Origin of the sequence: Zymomonas mobilis, from assembly GCF_006715975.1 — a bacterium.
In the GTDB taxonomy this organism is placed as follows: domain Bacteria; phylum Pseudomonadota; class Alphaproteobacteria; order Sphingomonadales; family Sphingomonadaceae; genus Zymomonas; species Zymomonas mobilis_B.
In genome coordinates, this window is the sequence record NZ_VFOF01000001.1 from 152,913 (window position 1) to 171,342 (window position 18,430).

The 18,430-nt window shown below is 46.7% G+C and carries 14 protein-coding genes and 1 pseudogene; 5 read left to right on the forward strand and 10 right to left on the reverse strand.

Translation table 11 applies throughout. The features are described from left to right. Nucleotides 1-2 precede the first annotated feature (2 nt). Nucleotides 3-632 carry an adenylyl-sulfate kinase gene (cysC, locus tag FBY58_RS00675; protein ID WP_141918967.1) on the forward strand — a complete coding sequence of 210 codons (630 nt, stop codon included), beginning with the start codon at nt 3-5 and terminating at the stop codon, nt 630-632. A 75-nt stretch (nt 633-707) separates the two neighbouring features. Here the strand turns inward: cysC and FBY58_RS00680 are convergent, their stop codons facing one another. From FBY58_RS00680 to FBY58_RS00690, 3 genes are all read right to left on the reverse strand, one after another. Beyond that, nucleotides 708-1,808 carry a histidinol-phosphate transaminase gene (locus FBY58_RS00680; RefSeq protein ID WP_260431991.1) on the reverse strand — a complete coding sequence of 367 codons (1,101 nt, stop codon included), beginning with the start codon at nt 1,806-1,808 and terminating at the stop codon, nt 708-710. A 33-nt stretch (nt 1,809-1,841) separates the two neighbouring features. Then, on the reverse strand, nt 1,842-4,208 hold the full coding sequence (locus FBY58_RS00685) for a TonB-dependent siderophore receptor (protein WP_141918969.1): 2,367 nt from the start codon (nt 4,206-4,208) through the stop codon (nt 1,842-1,844). Between the two features lie 219 nt (nt 4,209-4,427). Continuing rightward, a complete protein-coding gene (locus FBY58_RS00690) occupies nt 4,428-5,024 on the reverse strand; it encodes a LysE family translocator (protein WP_260431992.1) in 597 nt (198 codons plus the stop codon). Between the two features lie 192 nt (nt 5,025-5,216). Here FBY58_RS00690 and FBY58_RS00695 point away from each other — a divergent pair, with 192 nt between their 5' ends. Beyond that, complete coding sequence (locus FBY58_RS00695) at nt 5,217-6,098, forward strand: LysR family transcriptional regulator (RefSeq protein ID WP_141918971.1); 882 nt, start codon at nt 5,217-5,219, stop codon at nt 6,096-6,098. 74 nt (nt 6,099-6,172) lie between these two features. On the opposite strand, the gene FBY58_RS00700 is transcribed toward FBY58_RS00695, so the two are convergent. The 3 genes from FBY58_RS00700 to FBY58_RS00710 all read right to left on the reverse strand — a co-directional run bounded on the left by FBY58_RS00700 (nt 6,173) and on the right by FBY58_RS00710 (nt 9,626). Continuing rightward, nucleotides 6,173-6,958, reverse strand: coding sequence for a sulfite exporter TauE/SafE family protein (locus FBY58_RS00700; protein WP_141918973.1), 786 nt, complete (start codon nt 6,956-6,958; stop codon nt 6,173-6,175). A 199-nt stretch (nt 6,959-7,157) separates the two neighbouring features. Further along, nucleotides 7,158-8,981 (reverse strand): glutamine--fructose-6-phosphate transaminase (isomerizing), encoded by a 1,824-nt coding sequence (gene glmS, locus FBY58_RS00705; RefSeq protein ID WP_141918975.1) that lies wholly within the window; start codon nt 8,979-8,981, stop codon nt 7,158-7,160. An 84-nt stretch (nt 8,982-9,065) separates the two neighbouring features. After that, nucleotides 9,066-9,626 carry a PH domain-containing protein gene (locus tag FBY58_RS00710; RefSeq protein ID WP_141918977.1) on the reverse strand — a complete coding sequence of 187 codons (561 nt, stop codon included), beginning with the start codon at nt 9,624-9,626 and terminating at the stop codon, nt 9,066-9,068. A 211-nt stretch (nt 9,627-9,837) separates the two neighbouring features. On the opposite strand from FBY58_RS00710, the gene FBY58_RS00715 reads away from it, so the two are divergent. Together FBY58_RS00715 and FBY58_RS00720 are read left to right on the forward strand one after the other, a co-directional pair. Then, nucleotides 9,838-10,989: a glycerate kinase gene (locus FBY58_RS00715; RefSeq protein WP_260431993.1), complete on the forward strand. Its 1,152-nt coding sequence runs from the start codon at nt 9,838-9,840 to the stop codon at nt 10,987-10,989. 238 nt (nt 10,990-11,227) lie between these two features. Further along, the gene (locus FBY58_RS00720) at nt 11,228-11,755 is read left to right on the forward strand and encodes a hypothetical protein (RefSeq protein WP_141918979.1); all 528 of its coding nucleotides are present in this window, start codon (nt 11,228-11,230) and stop codon (nt 11,753-11,755) included. Nucleotides 11,756-11,869: 114 nt separating this feature from the next. On the opposite strand, the gene FBY58_RS00725 is transcribed toward FBY58_RS00720, so the two are convergent. From FBY58_RS00725 to FBY58_RS00740, 4 genes are all read right to left on the reverse strand, one after another. After that, nucleotides 11,870-12,133, reverse strand: a complete 264-nt coding sequence (locus FBY58_RS00725) for a hypothetical protein (RefSeq protein ID WP_141918981.1) — start codon at nt 12,131-12,133, stop codon at nt 11,870-11,872. A 48-nt stretch (nt 12,134-12,181) separates the two neighbouring features. Next, complete coding sequence (locus FBY58_RS00730) at nt 12,182-13,453, reverse strand: histidine-type phosphatase (protein ID WP_260431994.1); 1,272 nt, start codon at nt 13,451-13,453, stop codon at nt 12,182-12,184. 191 nt (nt 13,454-13,644) lie between these two features. Next, nucleotides 13,645-14,613: an aldo/keto reductase gene (locus tag FBY58_RS00735; RefSeq protein ID WP_141918985.1), complete on the reverse strand. Its 969-nt coding sequence runs from the start codon at nt 14,611-14,613 to the stop codon at nt 13,645-13,647. 356 nt (nt 14,614-14,969) lie between these two features. Further along, complete coding sequence (locus FBY58_RS00740; protein ID WP_260431995.1) at nt 14,970-16,505, reverse strand: carbohydrate porin; 1,536 nt, start codon at nt 16,503-16,505, stop codon at nt 14,970-14,972. 1,014 nt (nt 16,506-17,519) lie between these two features. On the opposite strand from FBY58_RS00740, the pseudogene FBY58_RS00745 reads away from it, so the two are divergent. Next, a pseudogene (locus FBY58_RS00745) lies at nt 17,520-18,298 on the forward strand (IS5 family transposase). Nucleotides 18,299-18,430: the final 132 nt, after the last annotated feature.

The window sequence follows — 18,430 nt, forward strand, 5'->3', positions numbered from 1 at the left end:
TTATGACGAAACAGTCCCGATCAGGAATTACGCCAGACGATCCCAATATCGTCTGGCATCACCATCCGGTGACGAGAGAAAGCCGTGAGGCTTTGCATCATCATAAAGGTTTGGTTTTGTGGTTTACCGGCCTTTCGGGATCAGGAAAATCGACGGTCGCCGGTGCATTGGAGCAGGTGTTACATAGTCGGAATGTCAGCAGCTATTTATTGGATGGTGACAATATTCGGCATGGCCTGTGCCGTGACCTTGGTTTTTCTGATACGGATCGTAAGGAAAATATCCGGCGGGTTGGTGAAGTTGCCAAATTGATGGCGGATGCGGGATTGGTCGTTTTGACGGCTTTTATTTCGCCCCACAAAGCAGAGCGCCAGATGGTGCGGGATATGATGGGTGAAGGCCGTTTTATCGAAATTTTCGTAGATACGCCTTTGACCATTTGTGAGGCGCGTGATCCAAAAGGGCTTTATAAAAAAGCCCGTGCGGGTGAGTTGAAAAACTTTACCGGTATCGATTCCGTTTATGAAGCGCCGGAACATCCTGAAATCCATTTGAATGGTCAGGAGACATTACCAGCTTTGACATCGCAGTTATTGGATGCCTTGGAGCCTTATTTGAAGGTTTCGCTGTAAAGCCGGTCAAAAAAATTTTAGCAAAAAGCCTTCCCGCAGAAAACGGGAAGGCTTTTTTGTTTGGGATAAGGAATGCTAGAAAATTTGATTGAGGGCGGCGATGATTTGGGTCACCTCATCTTCTGTTCCGATGGATAGTCGAATCCAGTCATTTAACGGCGGAAAAGAGCGCGCAACGACAATACCGGATTGATAGAATTTTTCTCTCACTTCGGCGGCGGGGCGCGGTGATTTGAAGAAGACAAAATTGGTTTGGCTGGCAGTATGGGTGAGTTTTAATTGATCCAAAGCTTGGGTCAGGCGCGTTCTGCCCTTGGCGTTATAGTCATGTAGCGTTTGCCGCCTTTTTTGATCGGATAAGGCAGCACTAGCCGCGGCGATTGTCAGTCGGCTGAGTCCATGGGAGTTACCAAAACCTGCCTCGCGTAGCGATGACGCCAAGGCTTTGGGCGCGAGGAGATAACCGATTGGAAGACCGGCTAGGCCGTAAATTTTATCGAGCGTTCGGAAAACCGCGATATTGGCACCGTTTTTGGTGAAGGCGGCGGCGGTTTGAGCTGAATCCGCATATTCGAGATAGGCTTCATCAACAATGACAAGCGTTTTTTGCGAAGCCTGTCTTAGGAAATGAGCGAAGTCATTATGGTTATTGGTTGTCCCGCTGGGATTGTGGGGATTGACCAGATAAACAGCTTTTGTATATGGCGTGATGGCTTTTTCCAGAGCGGGAAGGTCGTTTTCCAATGCTTGGTTCAAAGGCACGGCGATGCTGGTTAAGCCTGCTGGTTTTCCGGCATCCACCAAGGCGGTATAGCCCGGAACAGAATAAACGACATTGCCTTGATTGGGTTTGCTGGCCGCCAGAAAAAGACCCAAGCTATCGAGAATTTCACCGAGGATGATTTGATCGGGATCTATATTTTCGAGGGTGGCGATTTGTTGGATCAATTTTTCTGCCGCCGCCGGATCGCTATAGCGCCCGAGCTGGCCGAGTTGTTCCGTGATGGCCTGTTTTACCGATGGTGATGCACCGAAAGGATTTTCATTTAGATTGGCATAAATGAGCGGTTTTTTGCCGTCTGTATTCGCCGTTTTTCCAAAGGCCTGTGTTGCCATGGGTAAAAAAGCCGTCAGCGCAGAGAGCGAAAGAAATTGCCGTTTGTTGAGCGTGGACAAGGGCTGGCTCCTGATAAGAATAAGATGAATGGATTAAAAATTGTATGAAGTTTGGAGGTAATAGAAGCCACCATTGACCCCGATTTGGCTGGCAGCACCGTCATATTTGCCGGAACCATAATAGCCGTTCGCCGCTGGAATTCGGGTAGTATGGGCGTTGAAAAGATTATTCGCGCCAATGGCTACCCGTAATTTTTCAATGGGATGATACCCGATTTCAAGATTGGTTATCCAACGGGGGTTATTATGGATGCGGTTGAAATCAGTCATCGAATAGGCATTGGGGCCTTGATACCATGTCATTTCATCTGTGGTCTGGCCAAAGCGTTGTTCATGCAGGCTGACATCCCATCTTTTCGACAAAGATTCCCAACGGCCACCAAAGGTGATCCGGTTTTTAGGCGTGCTGCTGGTGAGATACGCCCGTGTTTGTGCGTTGAGAGAAGACATCCCGTTCGCCAGTTGATTGACGTGACGGATGGTGGTGGCATTGACATTGAGGGCGATATCCCAGTCGATGATACCGAATTTTTCAAAGCGGGTATGGTAACTGGCAGTGAAGTCTAACCCGCGCGTGCGGGTGGTTGCCCCATTGGTAAAGAACCATGCCGATATATTTTGCGATTCCAAGGTAGAAGGCACCGATACTCCTTGGAGATTAAGGGCAGCAAGGGCGGCTTCGCCCGAAATACCAGGGCCACTGATAATCCGGTTACGAATACGGATTTGATAGCTGTCTAAGGTGAAATGAAGGTTTTTGAGCGGTGAATAAACCAGCCCTGCTGTGATATTGGTTGCGCTTTCAGGTTTGAGGGGCACTGCCCCGAGCAGTTTCGCCGCGGCGGAATTAGCGCCTAAAGTACCGCTGGCGCTGTCGGGCCCGACCGATAATGTGCTGAAATATTCATTGGCTAAGCTGGGCGCTCTCGTCCCGCTGCTGAAGGTCGAGCGAAGAGCAAAGTTATCGGTAAAGTCGTAGCGGGTTGATGCCTTGCCGTTAAGCGTGTGACCAAAATCGCTGTAATATTCATAGCGTCCGGCTAAATCGACTTGCCAGCGTTTGGTTAAATGTGCGGAAAGATCGAGATAGCCGCTATACACATTGCGGGCATTGGAATCTGCCACGGCGGGGATGATGCCGGTTCGGGCTTGCGTTCCGCCATAGAGATAAGAGGCGGGATCGCCTGCGGTTGTTTTATAAGTTTCGTAACGATGGGCAAAGCCAGTCGCAACAGTCAGTGGGCTATAGATCAGTGGGAGTTTTATGTCTCGGCTGAGGTCGAGGCTGTTATTGAGTTGGGTTGTCGAATAATTGTTTAGATGCACCGATAATGGCGTTGAGCCTGTGGCTGCGTAAAGGCCAAGATTGGCTGTTTTATCAAGATCATTGCGAATGAAATTGCCGCCATAGGTGGAATTGATATCCCAATGCCAGCCGAGGAAATCATTGCCCCGTAAACCGAGGGATGCTGAAAAGTCATTTTCCGATAGTTTTTGTAAAGGCGTAAAGCCGTTAGGATAGGCTTGGGGAAAACTGCTGCCTGTCCGATAGACTTGGTTAACTTCGCTGTTTCGGTGGGAGTAAGTGTCGGTCGTATAGAGTTCTATGCCATTTCCGAAATCATAGCCGCCATTGAGGCCGAAGTTATAGCGGGTTGCCATGGGATCGCCGACGACTTTTAATGTGTGGCTGCCCGTTCGGCTGTCTATACCGTCGCGGCTGGTATGATTTTGATGCCGGAAGTCGAAGGCGACATCAAGGAAACCGGATTTTCCGAGTTTGAAGCCTTTATTAAAACCGGCCTGTCCGACGAAGCCGTCCCCCGCATAAGTCTGGCCGATTTGACTGCGGACATTGCCGCCATGGGTATCGGATTTTAAAATAATATTGACGACACCGGCAATGGCATCGGAGCCATATTGGGCGGCGGCACCGTCTTTTAAAACTTCGATATGGTCGATCAACTCAGGCGCGATGAGGTCTAGATCGGTGGGGGTTGCGGCATCGGCAAAGCCGTCGATGTAAAGAAATGCGCTGTTATGGCGGCGTTTGCCGTTGACCAAAACAAGGGTTTGGTTGGGATTGAGGCCGCGCAAGCTAACAAAATTGGTGGGAGCAGCTACAAATTGCCCCACTGCCGGTTGCGTGACCGAAGGCACCAATTGTGCCAGCGCCGAAGTGATATTGGTTTGTCCTGTTTCGGCGAGTTCTTTGTTGGTGAGAAGCTCGATCGGGGAAAGGCTGTCCCGTATTTTTTTATGGGTTTCGCGGGTGCCAGTGACGATAATGGCATCATTTGATGAGGTTTCTGCGGTATCGGCGGCGGCATGCACCGGATGTGGCAGGAGCAGCCATGAAAAAGAGAAAAGAAAACCTCCCCTTATAAGAAAATTTTTCATAAGCCCCCCTTTTTGGCTTTAGATAATAATAGCTTTCTCCATCTTCTCTTTGGTTGTTCATTATTTAACGTTTTGATGTAATCTAAATATCGTTTAGTGGCATAAAGTATTTGTTTATTGATTTTTAATTAGTGAAATATGTTATATATTTTTATAATGCCCTTGCTGTTTCTGCGCTTTTTGAGGTGCGAAACTGGAAAAATGGCTGCAATGAAAAGATCATTTCAGGATCGGATATAAGGACAGGATCAGTAAGCCTGCCATCGTGAAATTGAAGATGCGGAGCAGCAGAGGACGGTTCATCCATTGGTGAAGAAAGCTGCCAAAGACCATCCAAAGAAGGCTGCAAGGGAGCAGGATAAAAAGCCCCAAAAGAGCGGCTTTGAGCAAATCTGGAAAGGCATAGCCTTTCGGGAGATAGGTCGAGGCAATGCCGGTTGCAGCCAGCCATAATTTAGGATTGATAAGCTGTAATCCGAGCGATTGGAAAAAGCCGAAGGATTGGCTATTTTTGGGATTATTGCTGGTTTTTGATGTCGCAATTTTCCATGCGAGATAAAGCAAATAGGCGACGCATATATATTTCATGGCCGTATAGAGAAAGGGAAATAGCCTAAAAAGGGCATTGAACCCTGACCCAACCAAAAGCGCTAAAAGAAAAAAGCCAAGGCACACCCCTGCCAAAAAGGGCAATGATTTTTTGAAACCATAATTGAAGCAGGATGCGGATAACATAGTGTTATTGGGCCCTGGTGTAATGCTGTTCGATAACAGGAACAGGCAGAGAGACGAGCATTCTGTTAAAGACAGCATCATGAGAAACCCCGTATTTTGAAGTGCAAAAAAGCGGTGGCGGACAGCCGTTGTGACCCTGTTAAAGGCGCGAAATCGGGAGTGTTGCTTGCCACGCCTTTTCTTCTGTTGAGGTAATGTTGGGATATTCATCTTTCCAACAGATAGTTCAGGTTATTCCAATCACTTGAAGTGATGAATGAGATTGGAAGAGTGATGACCCTTGAGCAGCTTCGTATTTTTGTAAGCGTGGCAGAGCGTCAGCATATGACCGCAGCATCCCAAGCGTTGCATCTTTCCCAGTCGGCGGTTTCATCGGCTATTGCCGCCTTGGAAAACCGTTATGGCGTGAAGCTGTTTCATCGTGTTGGTCGTGGTATTTGTTTGAGTGAAGCTGGGCAGCTTTTTTTAGAAGAGGCGCGGTCGATATTGAGGCGCGCTGAAACGGCCGAAATTATGTTGAGTGAAATGGGCGGTTTGAAGCGTGGGACTTTGCGCTTGGTCGCAAGTCAGACGATTGCTTCTTATTGGTTGCCTCCGCAGCTTTTAGCTTTTCGGAAGCGTTATCGGTTATTGAATTTGGATGTCGCGATCGGAAATACCGAGCAGGCGGCTTTGCAGGTCGAGCAGGGGAATGTTGATCTGGGTTTTGTTGAAGGTGCGGTCGATCATCCATCATTAGCGCATTGGCCGATTGGACAGGATCATTTGTTATTGGTGCGTTCTGCACCTTTTCCTGAAAAAGCGATTGATGCCGATTATCTGCGTTCGGCTTGTTGGGTCGTCCGTGAAAAAGGCTCTGGCACGCGTTCCACCTTTGATCAATTTTTGCGGCTTTATGGTGTTGATCCCGATAGTTTGAAGACGGTTTTGGTTTTGCCTTCCAATGAATCTGTGCGGACAGCAGTGGAAGCGGGAGCCGGTATTTCGGCGTTGTCTTCTTTTGTGGTGACGCCTGCGATTATGGCGGGCAGTCTCTATGCGGCTGATTTAGAGTTGATGCCGCGTCCGTTTTTTGCTTTGCGCCACAAAGAGCGATATCGCAGCAAGGCTGCCGATGCATTTTTGGATTTAATTGGCGAGATACTGCCGAAGTAAGTGCGGTTGGCTTCAATAAAAAACCGGATAGCAAAGAGCTATCCGGTTTCTGTGACGTTCGATATCTTGTGCAATTAAACGAGGCGTAAGCCGACGATGAAGAGAATGGTTGCCAGCACGGAACGCTGCACCGTTTCATTGACCTTGCCGATAAACAGGCTGCCCAAGATGATACCAGGAATAGAGCCGACCAAAAGGGAAAGCAGCATTGGAACGTCAATGGCGCCCATCATCCAGTGACCTGATCCAGCGATAAGCGTCAAAGGCACCGCATGGGCAATGTCGGAGCCCACAATTTTGGCGGTAGGAAGCGTTGGATAAAGGATAATCAACACGGTAACGCCAATGGCACCGGCACCCACCGACGAAAGAGATACCAACACACCGAGCAGAAAACCGAGAAAGACCGTCAGAAAGGCGGTGCTGTTTTTTCCAATGGGTTTATTGCGGCGATTTGCCCATGCCCGTATTTTTTCACGGAATAACACGCTGGGGGCGGTCAGCAGTAAGGCGATACCCAATGTTACCGAAATAATATGGGAGGTAGTTGAAGACGGCATCCCAAGATAATGCAGGAAGAGTAGGCTGAGAATGGAAGCCGGAATACTGCCTGCGCATAAACGGGAAACAACCTGCCAATCAACCGACCCTTTGAAACCATGGATGCCAGTTCCAACGAATTTGGTAGCAGATGCGTAAAGCAGATCGGTTCCGACAGCTGTTTGGGGATGAACACCGAACAGCAAAATAAGAAGCGGGGTCATCAAGGAACCACCGCCGACGCCGGTCATACCTACAAGAAAGCCGATCACTAAGCCTGATATTGAATAGAGTGGCTGCAAAGCATGAAGGGCGGACATAGGCATTCCCGTTTCGTATCGTTACCGAACAATCTGGATTGCCGGAAAGACAAAAGGCGGGAGAGTTTCCGCCTATGCTTGTCCGTATCCCAGATTGTGATGAAACAACCCTTGTTAAAGGATCGTTTTCGTCATAACCAAATTAGGGAAAGCCTAGGTCAAGAGAAATATAGTTTTACTATCAGTGGGTATAAATTTACTATTCGACGGTAACGCTCTTTGCGAGGTTGCGAGGCTGATCGACATCCGTGCCTTTAATAACCGCAACATGATAGGCCAAAAGTTGCACCGGAATAGCATAGACAATCGGTGCAATCAAAGGATGAACCTTTGGCATTGTTAAAGTTGCAAGGCAGTTGTCTCCGGCTTCAAGAATACCTTTCTCATCCGAGATAAGAATGACCTTGCCGCCTCTCGCCTGCATTTCTTGCATATTGGAAACCGTCTTTTCAAAAAGCGGCCCTGACGGTGCCAGAACGATGATCGGCACCTTGTCATCAATAAGCGCAATAGGGCCATGCTTCATTTCGCCAGCCGCATAGCCTTCGGCGTGAATATAGCTGATCTCTTTCAGCTTTAACGCGCCTTCCATCGCCAAAGGAAAATCGGGGCCACGACCAATATAGAGAACATCCCGCGCAGGGGCGATAGAAGCCGCAACGGTTTCGATCTTGTCATTAAAAGCAAGGGCGGCATTAAGGGCGGCGGGTGCTTCGGCTAGATGGCGAACAATTTCTTGTTCGTCCTTAGCAGAGATCTGACCTTTTACCTGTGCGATATGAGTTGCCAAGGCGGCGAGAACCGCAAGCTGGCAAGTAAAGGCTTTGGTTGAGGCTACCCCGATTTCGGGGCCTGCATGAGTTGGGAGCAACAGGTCGGCTTCGCGTGCCATGCTGCTGGTCGGGACATTGACCACGACCGCGATTTTTTGTCCTCCTGCCTTGGCATGGCGGAGAGCTGCCAACGTATCCGCGGTTTCACCCGATTGGCTGATGAAAACGGATAAGCCGCCTTCTTCCATCACAGGTTCACGATAGCGGTATTCGGAAGCTGCCTCAATTTCGACCGGCACACGGGCGAAGCGTTCAATCCAGTAGCGGGCGACCATGCCCGCATAATAGCTGGTTCCACAAGCGACAATCGTGACGCGTTTGATGCTGGATAAATCAAAATCGGACGTTGGGAGGGCAACCTGTCCTTCGACAGGGCGGAGATAGCTTTGTAGGGTTTGAGCAACAACGACCGGCTGTTCGAAGATTTCTTTCTGCATGAAATGGCGGTAATTGCCTTTTTCCACCATCAGGCCGCTGGCACCGGACATAACCGCAGGTCTGTCGACGATGCGGTCTTCTATATCGTGAATTTCGATAGTGTCGCGGGTCAGAACAACCCAGTCACCTTCTTCAAGATAGCTGATCTTTTGGGTTAGAGGGGCAAGCGCCAAGGCATCCGAGCCGAGGTAGTTTTCCCCATCACCATAGCCAACCACCAAAGGAGAACCCAGTCGGGCACCAATCAAAAGATCGGGATAGTTTTTGAACAGGATCGCCAGTGCAAAAGCGCCCCGTAATTTTTTAAGAACGATGGAAACCGCATGGCGTGGGTCTTTGCCCGCCTGCATCTGTTCATCGAGTAGATGGGCGACGACTTCGGTATCGGTTTCACTTTCAAAATGATGGCCGCGTTCTAGTAATTCGTCACGCAGTGTTTTGAAGTTTTCAATAATGCCGTTGTGAACAACGGCTACATCGCCAGCGATATGGGGATGGGCATTGGCGACCGTCGGTGCGCCATGGGTTGCCCAGCGTGTATGCGCGATACCGATAGTGCCGGGAAGCGGATTATTAGCCAGCACCCGACCGAGGTTATCCAGCTTGCCTTCTGCACGGCGGCGATCCAGTTGGCCATCATGAATAGTGCACATACCGGCGGAATCATAACCGCGATATTCCAGACGTCGCAGGCCCTGAAACAAACGTTCCGAAAGATCTTCGCGCCCGATAATACCGATAATACCGCACATAATTCTATTTCCCGATTTTTAGCTATTATTTTAAAAGGTCGGCCGTCTGTGAGAAGGGTGCAATGTAAGAAATCTTTTCGAATTTTATAGGGCTAAAATCCGCCTTTTTTCTTTTTCGAACTCTTCTTCTGTCAGAATACCCTGATTTTTGAGCGCAGCCAGTTTTTCGAGCTGGGTTACTTTATCCGATGTGTTTTGATGGAAGGGTTTGATCTTCTTGATCGGGTCAGAGCGATATTGATCCCGTTCTTTATCCGTCATTTGGATGAAGGCATTGACTGCCTTTTTATAGATATGGCTGATCTCATGTTTTTGCCCCGCCGTGCTTATCGTGATTTCGCCGAAAAACAGGCTGGTTGAGCCTTGGATGGCGGTGATATCGGAGAGGTCGATAATAACCTGATCGCCACCGAACAGCATGCCTTTATCGAGGAATATGATCCGCCGGTTCGTCAGAACAATAAGCCATGTGTGATCATTCATCATGCCGGATGTAATCGCGACAGGGGTTTCTTCATCGTCCAATATTTCGGGAAGAGCATAGAATTCTTTTTTCGTGAAAAAGGGAAGGTTATGCGTTTCCCGTGAAAGGCGTTTGTATTCTGCCTTTAATGCCGATTTATCCGCCGTTTTATAGTCGATCATGTCCCTGTCCTTTGATGATCCTGCCCTTTATCTTAGTCTTTTTTAGAATGATCTCTGTGCCAATAATATCCATGATAGTGTATTTTATGCTGACTGAGTAACTTGCGATAGCTGAAACCGCGGTGAATAGCGGGTTTTAGAAGTTGGAATATTTTTTATGGCAGCGCTTCTGCCATGAGATTTATGCACTGTCGCAAAATAGAAAGCATGCATGATGAAATTCCTGTTGGCTCCGGATTCTTTCAAAGGCAGCCTGACCGCAAAAGAAGCGGCAGGTGCGATGCAAAAGGCGATCAAGAAGATTTGGCCGGAAGCCGAAACGGTTATTTTGCCAATGGCCGATGGGGGCGAAGGCACAGTGCAATCCTTGGTCGATGCGACGGATGGATATCTGGTGACCGAGCAGGTGATGAATCCGTTGATGCAAGTCGTTATGGCTGAGTATGGCGTGTTGGGCGACCAGAAGACGGCTGTGATCGAAATGGCTGCCGCAAGTGGTATTCAATTTGTGGCGGGAGAGGCTAAAAATCCGCTTATCACGACGACCTATGGCACGGGTCAGTTGATTAAGGCGGCGTTAGATCGGGGTATTCGCAAAATCATCATTGGGGTCGGTGGGAGTGCGACCAATGATGGCGGTGCAGGTATGGCTGAAGCCTTGGGCGTGCGGTTTTTAAACAAAGACGGTCGGCCAATTGCGCGAGGTGGTGGCAGCCTGTCTGAATTAGTTGAGATCGACGTTTTTGGCATTGATCCTCGTTTAGCTGAGAGCGAGATTATTATTGCTTCGGATGTCACCAATCCTTTGGTGGGGGAGATTGGGGCGAGCGCGGTATTTGCGCCTCAAAAAGGGGCAACGCCTGCGATGGTTCGGCAGTTGGATGATAATTTGCGGCATTATGCAGCGGTTATAAAAGCAACCTTGGGCAAGGATATTGCCGACAAGGCGGGGGCGGGTGCCGCCGGTGGTCTGGGTGGTGGTTTATTGGCCTTCACCCAAGCTTCGATAGAAAAAGGGATTGAGCTGGTTATCCGCATCACGGGTCTTATGGAGAAAAGCAAAGCCGCTGATTATGTGTTGACGGGTGAGGGCGGTATTGATTTCCAGACCCAATATGGAAAAACCCCGATGGGCGTGGCGCAGGCAGCGAAGAAAGCTAATCCTGAAACGACGGTGATTGCCTTAGGGGGCTATGTTGGTGAGGGGATAGATAGCCTTTACGAAAAAGGCATTGATTCGATTTTTGGGATTTTGCCTGCGGCGATGCCGTTGGAGAAAGCATTGTTGTCGGCGGCAGCCAATGTCGAGCGTAGCACTGAAAATATTGTGCGTTTGATAAGAGTGAATAGGCGATCGAGGTAGTTGGTTTAGAATTTTAAATTATAAATAATAATTTTTTATGTAAAATTTAATTATATTTTATTACTTAATTTTTTATTTTGTTTAATCAATTGTTTATAGATGAAGTATATCATTAAATAATTAATTTTCATTCTAGTAATTACGTAGTTAAGAATTTTTAAATTAATAATAATTTATTTGAATGTATTTTATTAAAGGTTTTTAAAATTATAGAGTGAATTAAAATGAGGAAAATAAGATGTTAATTTTAAATTATATTAAGGATGTAATGTTAAATGATAAAAAACCAATATGGGTTACGATTCTCTTTTCTGTAATTACATTGTGTGTTTCGTCTTATTTTACATATCAATTTGCACCTAAACTGAACTTAAAGTCTAAAATAGATGAAACTCGACGTGAACATTTTTCAGAAATAACAAAAAAATTAAATGAAGAGATACTAGATCTATTACAAAAATCTAGACATTTGGATGAAGCATTAGAAAAAAATGATTATATTCAAGCAGAAAAAAATAGAAATGAATGTTTGGATTCTATAAATAAATTACAGTGGGTCTTGGTAGATATTAAAGCTCAGTTAAGAGATGATTTAGAGAAAAGTGAAGTAAATCAATTAGGTTCTTCCCTTGATAATTTAAAAAATACTATTGATTTGTCTGTCAAAGTTCAAAATCAAAATGACATTTCTAATGCTATGGGTGACTTTACAGTTTGCACTAAAAATGTTTTAGATGAACTTTATAAAGAATCATCGTTGAAATAAGTAATTATTTTATATGGTTGAGCGCCAACAAATAATTGGCGTGCAAAATATATCATTTTTCTATTTTTTCATACAATTTAAAAATGCTTTATAATTACTCTGTCAGCATAATAATTATTGATTATGCTCTTCCTGAATGTCGTGGGAGGCTTTGGCGTAGAAATCGGCGACTTTGGTCGTGATGTCTGTGCCGTCGTTATCGAGAACGACCATTCTGATGACCTCATCCATTTTAACCTTGTACCCTTCCACTGCAATATTCATCGCGGTTTCGGTAATGAACCAGCCGAAGAAAATGACGGCATCGCCGAATTGGGCATCATCGGTGGCGACTGTCCGCAGCGATCCGAAGCAGGGAAAGGTAAACTCAATTCTCATAATATCGTCTCAATACACCACAGAATGGAGAATTCCAAAAGGGGGGTATTACTTTAACGGATTAGCGGCTGTCGCAACAGTCGAATAATCAATGACGTGGTTCATCTGTTCGATCACTCCATCAATTGGGCAGAGTGTTCCGACCCGCGTTTTTTGACAATCCGGTTTTTTATATTCTGCGGTGAGCAGCTTATTCTGTTGGTTTATGGGCGTAAGTGAACGGGTTTGATCGAGTGACTGGGTTTGGAAATAAAGGCGGATAAAGCGTTTTTTCGTCACGCGATCTTGCCATCTTTCAAAAACTAAACTGCTGGTGGGCGGAATATTGCCACGAGGATAGTCACCCAGCTGCCATGTGAAAGACATCAGGCGTCGGATAAAAGCAACATTGGTATCATGGGCAACATATAAGAGATAGGCGACATCAGGTGGCCCTGCGACGGTTTGTCTCGCGGTGGTTGAGCTGCTACCCGTTCCCAATTCCAAGGCCATACGGATTTGGTTCAGTAAAACCGATCCGCCTTGTTGTGCCACCGAGAAGCGATCATCCCCGACATCATAACGGAGTGTCAGCAATGGCAGTAAGGCACCGACTGCCGCAGCGTTAGGCGCTTTCCCGAAGGCGACTTCGGAAAGGGGTTTATTCTCGCTATATTGGAGAAGCAGCACTTCCCCCATGCTGCCGAGGCTTTCAAGGCCGCTGATGCTGACCCCGCCTTTGTCTTTATCCTTAATTTGCCATGGGGTGTCGAACATCGGGCAGGCTTTGCCCGGCAGGCAGACGGCGGATTTGAGACGGGCGATTTCTGGCTGCATCCGTTGGCGAGCGCTGGATAAGCTGCCCCCCAATATTTGTTCTATTTCTGCTTTGGCTTTTTCCAGAGGAATGGTGGGCGGCACCAATTTTTGGAAATGGAACAGATAGTCAGAATTCATATCAGTGTAGTGAATGGGAATATTGCAGGCCGGAAACATCCCATCGACATAGGCCAAGGCGGTAGCCTTTGACCGTTCGACCGGACTACTCCAGATATAGACATCTTTGGAAAGGCCACAGCCTGATTTCAGAAGGCCGTTTTTCCGGTAATATTCCCCCTCATAGCGGGCTTTGAGCATCGAAGCGGCATAGCCATGTCCCGTTAGTTCACCCAAGGGGGTGACCCATTCTGACCAGCTCCGGTTAGTGCCTGCTGCGAGATAGTCAGCTTCTTTGGGCGTTGGCGGGCGGACACCGTGACGGCTTAATTCCACGACCTTTTCAAGAACATAGCGAGGTTCTGTTTTTGCCGACATCGCTCCGCTATTTAGCGTGAGACACATTATGCCGCCGAGGATCGCCCAATATTTCACAGCTTTTCTATCCCTGTTATAAATTTGCCCGCATGTTGTTCGAAAAAAAGGGTTAAAATATCCGCTCGCGTCACGAATATTTTAACCCTGTCTTCCGATACAAAAGGCAATGAAGCGATGTCTCGCATCAGAAATCTGTATCGGAAGCCAAGATATTGTTATTAGTCCGTTGGTAAAATGCTGCTGGCATCATTCAACAGGATAACGTCTTCCTGTGTCAGATTTATTTCGGTGGCCTTTTTAAGGCTGTTCATTTGTTCGATGCTGGTGGCGCTGGCAATCGGAGCCGTGATGGCCGGACGGGTCAGTAACCATGCCAAGGCGATTTCAGCTGGTTTGGCATTCTGTCTTTTTGAGACTTCGTCCAAAGCCGCCAAGATACGCATCCCGCGATTATTCAGATATTTTTTAATGCCTTCGCCGCGTTTACTTTGACCGAGATCGGCTTCGGAACGGTATTTGCCGGACAGAAAACCGGAGGCCAAGCTGTAATAGGGAATAACCCCGATATTATGCGCCACGCATAAATCGGAAAGGCCGCCTTCGTAGCCGTTGCGGTCATAGAGATTATATTCCGGCTGTAAGGTTTGATAGGCTGGAAGATTTTTATCAGCTGCAATTTTTAAAGCACGGTCGAGTTGGGTCGCGCTGTAATTCGAAGCGCCGATCGCCCTAACTTTGCCTTCTTTAATAAGATCCTGATAAACGCTGAGCGTTTCTTCATCATCGACCGTTTCATCAGGGAAATGGGATTGGTAAAGGTCAATTGTTTCGATGGATAATCTTTTCAGCGAAGCTTCGACTGCGAGACGAATATAACCAGCCTTGAGGCCTTTTCGTTTGTCATCGCCAAAATCGCCGCCGACCTTGGTAAAAATCAGGACTTTGTCGCGTTTTGACGGGTGGGCTTGTAACCAATGGCCGATAATGGTTTCGGATTCGCCGCCTTTGTTGCCTTCGACCCAAGACGAATACATATCGGCGGTATCTATGGCGTTAAAACCGGCATCAACCCATGCATCCAATAGAGCAAAGCTGCGTTTTTCATCGACTGTCCAGCCAAAGACATTGCCGCCGAAAATAATCGGGGCAACCTGAAATCCGGTGTTTCCTAATGGGCGCTGTTTCATTGGGCATCCTATCCTGAAAAAAGCAGGGCTATTTAGTCTTTGCGTGCAAAAAGCCTGTTACCATCAAAAGGTGACAGGGATTTCGAGCCTATCATATTCTGGCTGTGGGGGAATGGGGCAAATCACATCATTTGGGGGTGATGAGGTGCTTTTTTAAAAAGAGAGAAATACGCGCAATTGAGGGCGATCGCTGCGCGATAATTGGATGGCTATAATTTTGCTTATCACAGGTACTCTTTACCAAATGGCTTCATAATGTCAGGGCAAAAAAGAGCGGTAGGATCGGGTTTTACCGAAAGGGTTTTCTTTCAAACATGGGGCATGAAGGTTCATGGCTAAAGCGTATTTTTGCTTGGTTAGAAGCTGATATTGCTGTGTAGACCGAAGACGACTTCATTGCCGACTTGCTTGCCGGTATTGGCATTGAGCACCCCGCCTGATGGATGCACGATATATTGAAGGTCAGGTTGTAAGACCATCCAAGGCGTGATCTGTGCCTGATAAGTCAATTCTATATGATGTTCGGTGCCCGCTATCGGTTGATAGGTGCCCGCGTTGAAATAGCGTAAATCGCGGTCATAAGCGCGTTGTCTGGAGCTGGTTCGTCCCATGCCCCAAGCGATACCAACGGTGTCATTATTCCGTCCTTTAAAGGGCGCTTTCAGGTTAAAACCGGCATCAATGGCAAAAGAGACAAGGTTGCGGTCGCCCATATTACCCGTTGGTCGAACGAAGACGCCTAAGGATGTCGGAGAATTTAAGGATGGCCGCCAGATCATTTGGTCGATGATACCGTAAATCATCCAGTTGCCGCGATGCATTCTGGGATTGCCCGTGCTGTCCGGCGAGGCGAGCAGATTGCCATTCGTGTCGTAACGTTGATCGGGGAAGCGTCCGGTATCGTAGAAGCCGCCCAAGCGGTAGATACCCGGCAAACCCGGATTTTCAGTGAGATTGGACATGTCTTCTGGTTGGGGGTTGATGGCATATTGTAGTTCTGCGATCAGAAAAGCGCCGCCACTCATGTTGAAATTGGCACCATTGCTATGGACGCTTTGATTGGTCGGATCGGCAGTATTATAAAAGCTGTGACCGGAGGGGTTATCGTCGGCGGCCGCAAAAAGAACAGTTAGCTGATTGTTGGGACGATAGCGGAAACGGATAGCCGGAGAGGCCAATGGCCATGCAGGCCCGCCGCCATAGAGATTGACCGAAGGTGCCATTGGCCAGCCAAAATTGGCGTTCAGATAAAGCGCGCCGTAATCGCTGATGAGAAATTCTGTATCAAGATCTTGTTGTCCGATTTTGATATCGAGTTTGTCGTGGAAGAAGCTCTGTTGATACCATAATTCAAATAGACGGGTAGAACGGTCGGCTTCAAAACCGCTGACAGGGTTATAAACGGAGAGCTGTTCCTGACTGATCGAGCGTCCCCGTGTTTGCAGCGCGCTGACATTGAACAAACCGCCTTTGAGGCCGATCAGTTTTTCGAGGTCAATTCTGACGGTTGGGGCGGTGACAGCTTCGTAGGCGGGTTTGCCGCTGGTTCCGCCGGAAACATTGCCCCATAATTCATCATATTCTTCGAGATCGAAGGTGATCCCGTATTTGTAGAGCCATGTCCGAATGCCGCCCATATCGCCGAGAAGATTACCACTGGTATCGAGTTTGTCTTTGTTTTCTGCGGTGGGAGCGGGAGCGGTTGTTTTGGAATCTCTGGCAGCGGCGGGATCGATCTGGCTGACGAGGGGGGTAGAATTGCCTAATTTTGCGCTGTCTCTTTGTATTTGGGTGTCAGGTTGAGCAGCCGCAGCACTATTGGTGGGAAGAATAAAAAACGAGCTTGCAAGAAGCAAACAGGATCTAAGACAATCAGTTTTCGAATGATCCATAGAACAAGCTGCGCATATTTTCTTTTTTCTTTTATCGGAATGAGATTTTGGAAATAAATCCGCTTTCAAGAAGGATGTATGCTTTTGAGCGTTGTTCCTGTCAATGATTGCCATATTTATTTTCCCTCTATTCCGTTCATTCCTAATGCTGATAATGGATTTGGTTATTAGCATTGCGTAAATAAAAAAGGCTTTCCGGCTTTGATCTTGGCTAATCGGTCAAGAAGTTCTGATCATTATTTGGGATGTGGGTCAGAAAAAGAGCGTATTATTTTTCTCGACACCCAATGGTATAAAATATCGTTACTTTTTCTATGTTGATTCGGTATTTTCATAACAGTGGCATTGCTAATGATAATTCGTTTCATTATCAAACTATTTTTTACAGTTATCGGTTTTTCCGATTTGTTCTCGGCTATCAAAAAGGGTGCTAAGGACTGATTTAAAACCATTTTTTTAATAATAAAAAAATACCGCGGATGCAAAAAAAGGAAGATGGGCTGTTATCCTTCTAAAAAAGATTAGTTTTTTTAGATAATCAAAAGAAATTTTTAAATTAACCTGAATTACAAAATTACACTCGATAAAAGAGTCTGTGTTGAGCTTGGCGATATTTGGTTGATATATTTTTATTTCTGATGAGAGAAAAATACGAACTTTTGAAATATTTTAACTGAGGCACTGATATTCTATTGAATATTTTTGTCGTGTCTTGGTTATCTTTTTTACTATAGAAGATGTGAGACCTTGCCTAATAAAGAAGTGCATTTTCTTCTTTTCTATTATTTTTTAGGAAAATTATATATTTTTCATGGGCGTAAGGCTATTTATGTTTTTCCTGACTGTTCTATGTAAATAGATTGCCTGATATAATTTATTAAATATCTGACATATTATTTTATTTTTATGATTTTTTGTTTAATTTTTTTTGAAAATCACTAGGTTATGTTGACAAAGGGTATAATTTAAGATTTTTAGAGATAACTTGAGAACAAGTTTTGTAGGGCAGATAGGATGCGAGGAGATCTGACAGACGCGGAGTGGGAGATAATAGAGGGTCTTCTTCCAAGCGAACGAGGCCGCTGCGCGCGTCCCGCCAAAAGTAATCGGTTATTTCTCAATGGTATGCTTTATGTGCTTCGAACAGGCTGCCCGTGGCGAGATATGCATGAACGTTATGGGAAATGGAATTCGGTCTATGTTCGGTTTCGTAGGTGGGCAGAACAGGGTGTCTGGGACGCTCTTCTTGAAACCCTGGTTGACCTTGGCCTGACAGATGACTGGCAACATATGATAGATAGTACGATTATTCGCGCCCACAGCCAAGCGGCTGGCGCAAAAGGGGGACGTATAAGGAAGGCTTTGGTCGCAGCCGCGGAGGCTTTACGAGCAAGATCCACGCCCGTTCCGATGGTCAAGGCCGCCCTCTAGCTTTCGAACTTACAGGTGGTGAGGTCTCTGATTATTCTGGCGCTGATAGCTTGATAGATATCCCTGTCACAACACCCCACCGTTTTCTCGCTGATAAAGGATATGATAGCGATAGGTTACGCGAAAAACTGCTTTTTCGAGGCATCCTTCCTGTTATCCCGCCTCGTTCCAATCGGAAAAAGCCTATTCCTTATAATCTCCAGCACTACAAAGATCGTAATCGTATTGAGCGGATGTTCAATAAGTTGAAGCAGTTCAGACGTATTGCCACACGCTATGACAAAACCAGAAAATCTTTCCTCGCCTTCCTTCATATCGCGGCCGTAAAATTGTGGTTACCTTCCTTTGTCAACATAACCTAGCATTATATCTTTTTGATTTTGTGAAGTAATAAAAAGCACAGTTTCCGATTATTTCTACTTTATCGCTATCGGATAATAATCATGGGTTATCTTTTTAGGAAACAGCTTGTTATCCTGAGCTTAAGAATGATG

Bases quoted from the DNA above. Each gene is read 5' to 3' on its own strand.
- cysC (WP_141918967.1), top strand. From the start codon at position 3: ATGACGAAACAGTCCCGATCAGGAATTACGCCAGACGATCCCAATATC.
- FBY58_RS00685 (WP_141918969.1), bottom strand. From the start codon at position 4,208: ATGAAAAATTTTCTTATAAGGGGAGGTTTTCTTTTCTCTTTTTCATGG.
- FBY58_RS00690 (WP_260431992.1), bottom strand. From the start codon at position 5,024: ATGATGCTGTCTTTAACAGAATGCTCGTCTCTCTGCCTGTTCCTGTTA.
- FBY58_RS00695 (WP_141918971.1), top strand. From the start codon at position 5,217: ATGACCCTTGAGCAGCTTCGTATTTTTGTAAGCGTGGCAGAGCGTCAG.
- FBY58_RS00700 (WP_141918973.1), bottom strand. From the start codon at position 6,958: ATGTCCGCCCTTCATGCTTTGCAGCCACTCTATTCAATATCAGGCTTA.
- glmS (WP_141918975.1), bottom strand. From the start codon at position 8,981: ATGTGCGGTATTATCGGTATTATCGGGCGCGAAGATCTTTCGGAACGT.
- FBY58_RS00710 (WP_141918977.1), bottom strand. From the start codon at position 9,626: ATGATCGACTATAAAACGGCGGATAAATCGGCATTAAAGGCAGAATAC.
- FBY58_RS00715 (WP_260431993.1), top strand. From the start codon at position 9,838: ATGATGAAATTCCTGTTGGCTCCGGATTCTTTCAAAGGCAGCCTGACC.
- FBY58_RS00720 (WP_141918979.1), top strand. From the start codon at position 11,228: ATGTTAATTTTAAATTATATTAAGGATGTAATGTTAAATGATAAAAAA.
- FBY58_RS00725 (WP_141918981.1), bottom strand. From the start codon at position 12,133: ATGAGAATTGAGTTTACCTTTCCCTGCTTCGGATCGCTGCGGACAGTC.
- FBY58_RS00730 (WP_260431994.1), bottom strand. From the start codon at position 13,453: ATGTGTCTCACGCTAAATAGCGGAGCGATGTCGGCAAAAACAGAACCT.
- FBY58_RS00735 (WP_141918985.1), bottom strand. From the start codon at position 14,613: ATGAAACAGCGCCCATTAGGAAACACCGGATTTCAGGTTGCCCCGATT.
- FBY58_RS00740 (WP_260431995.1), bottom strand. From the start codon at position 16,505: ATGGATCATTCGAAAACTGATTGTCTTAGATCCTGTTTGCTTCTTGCA.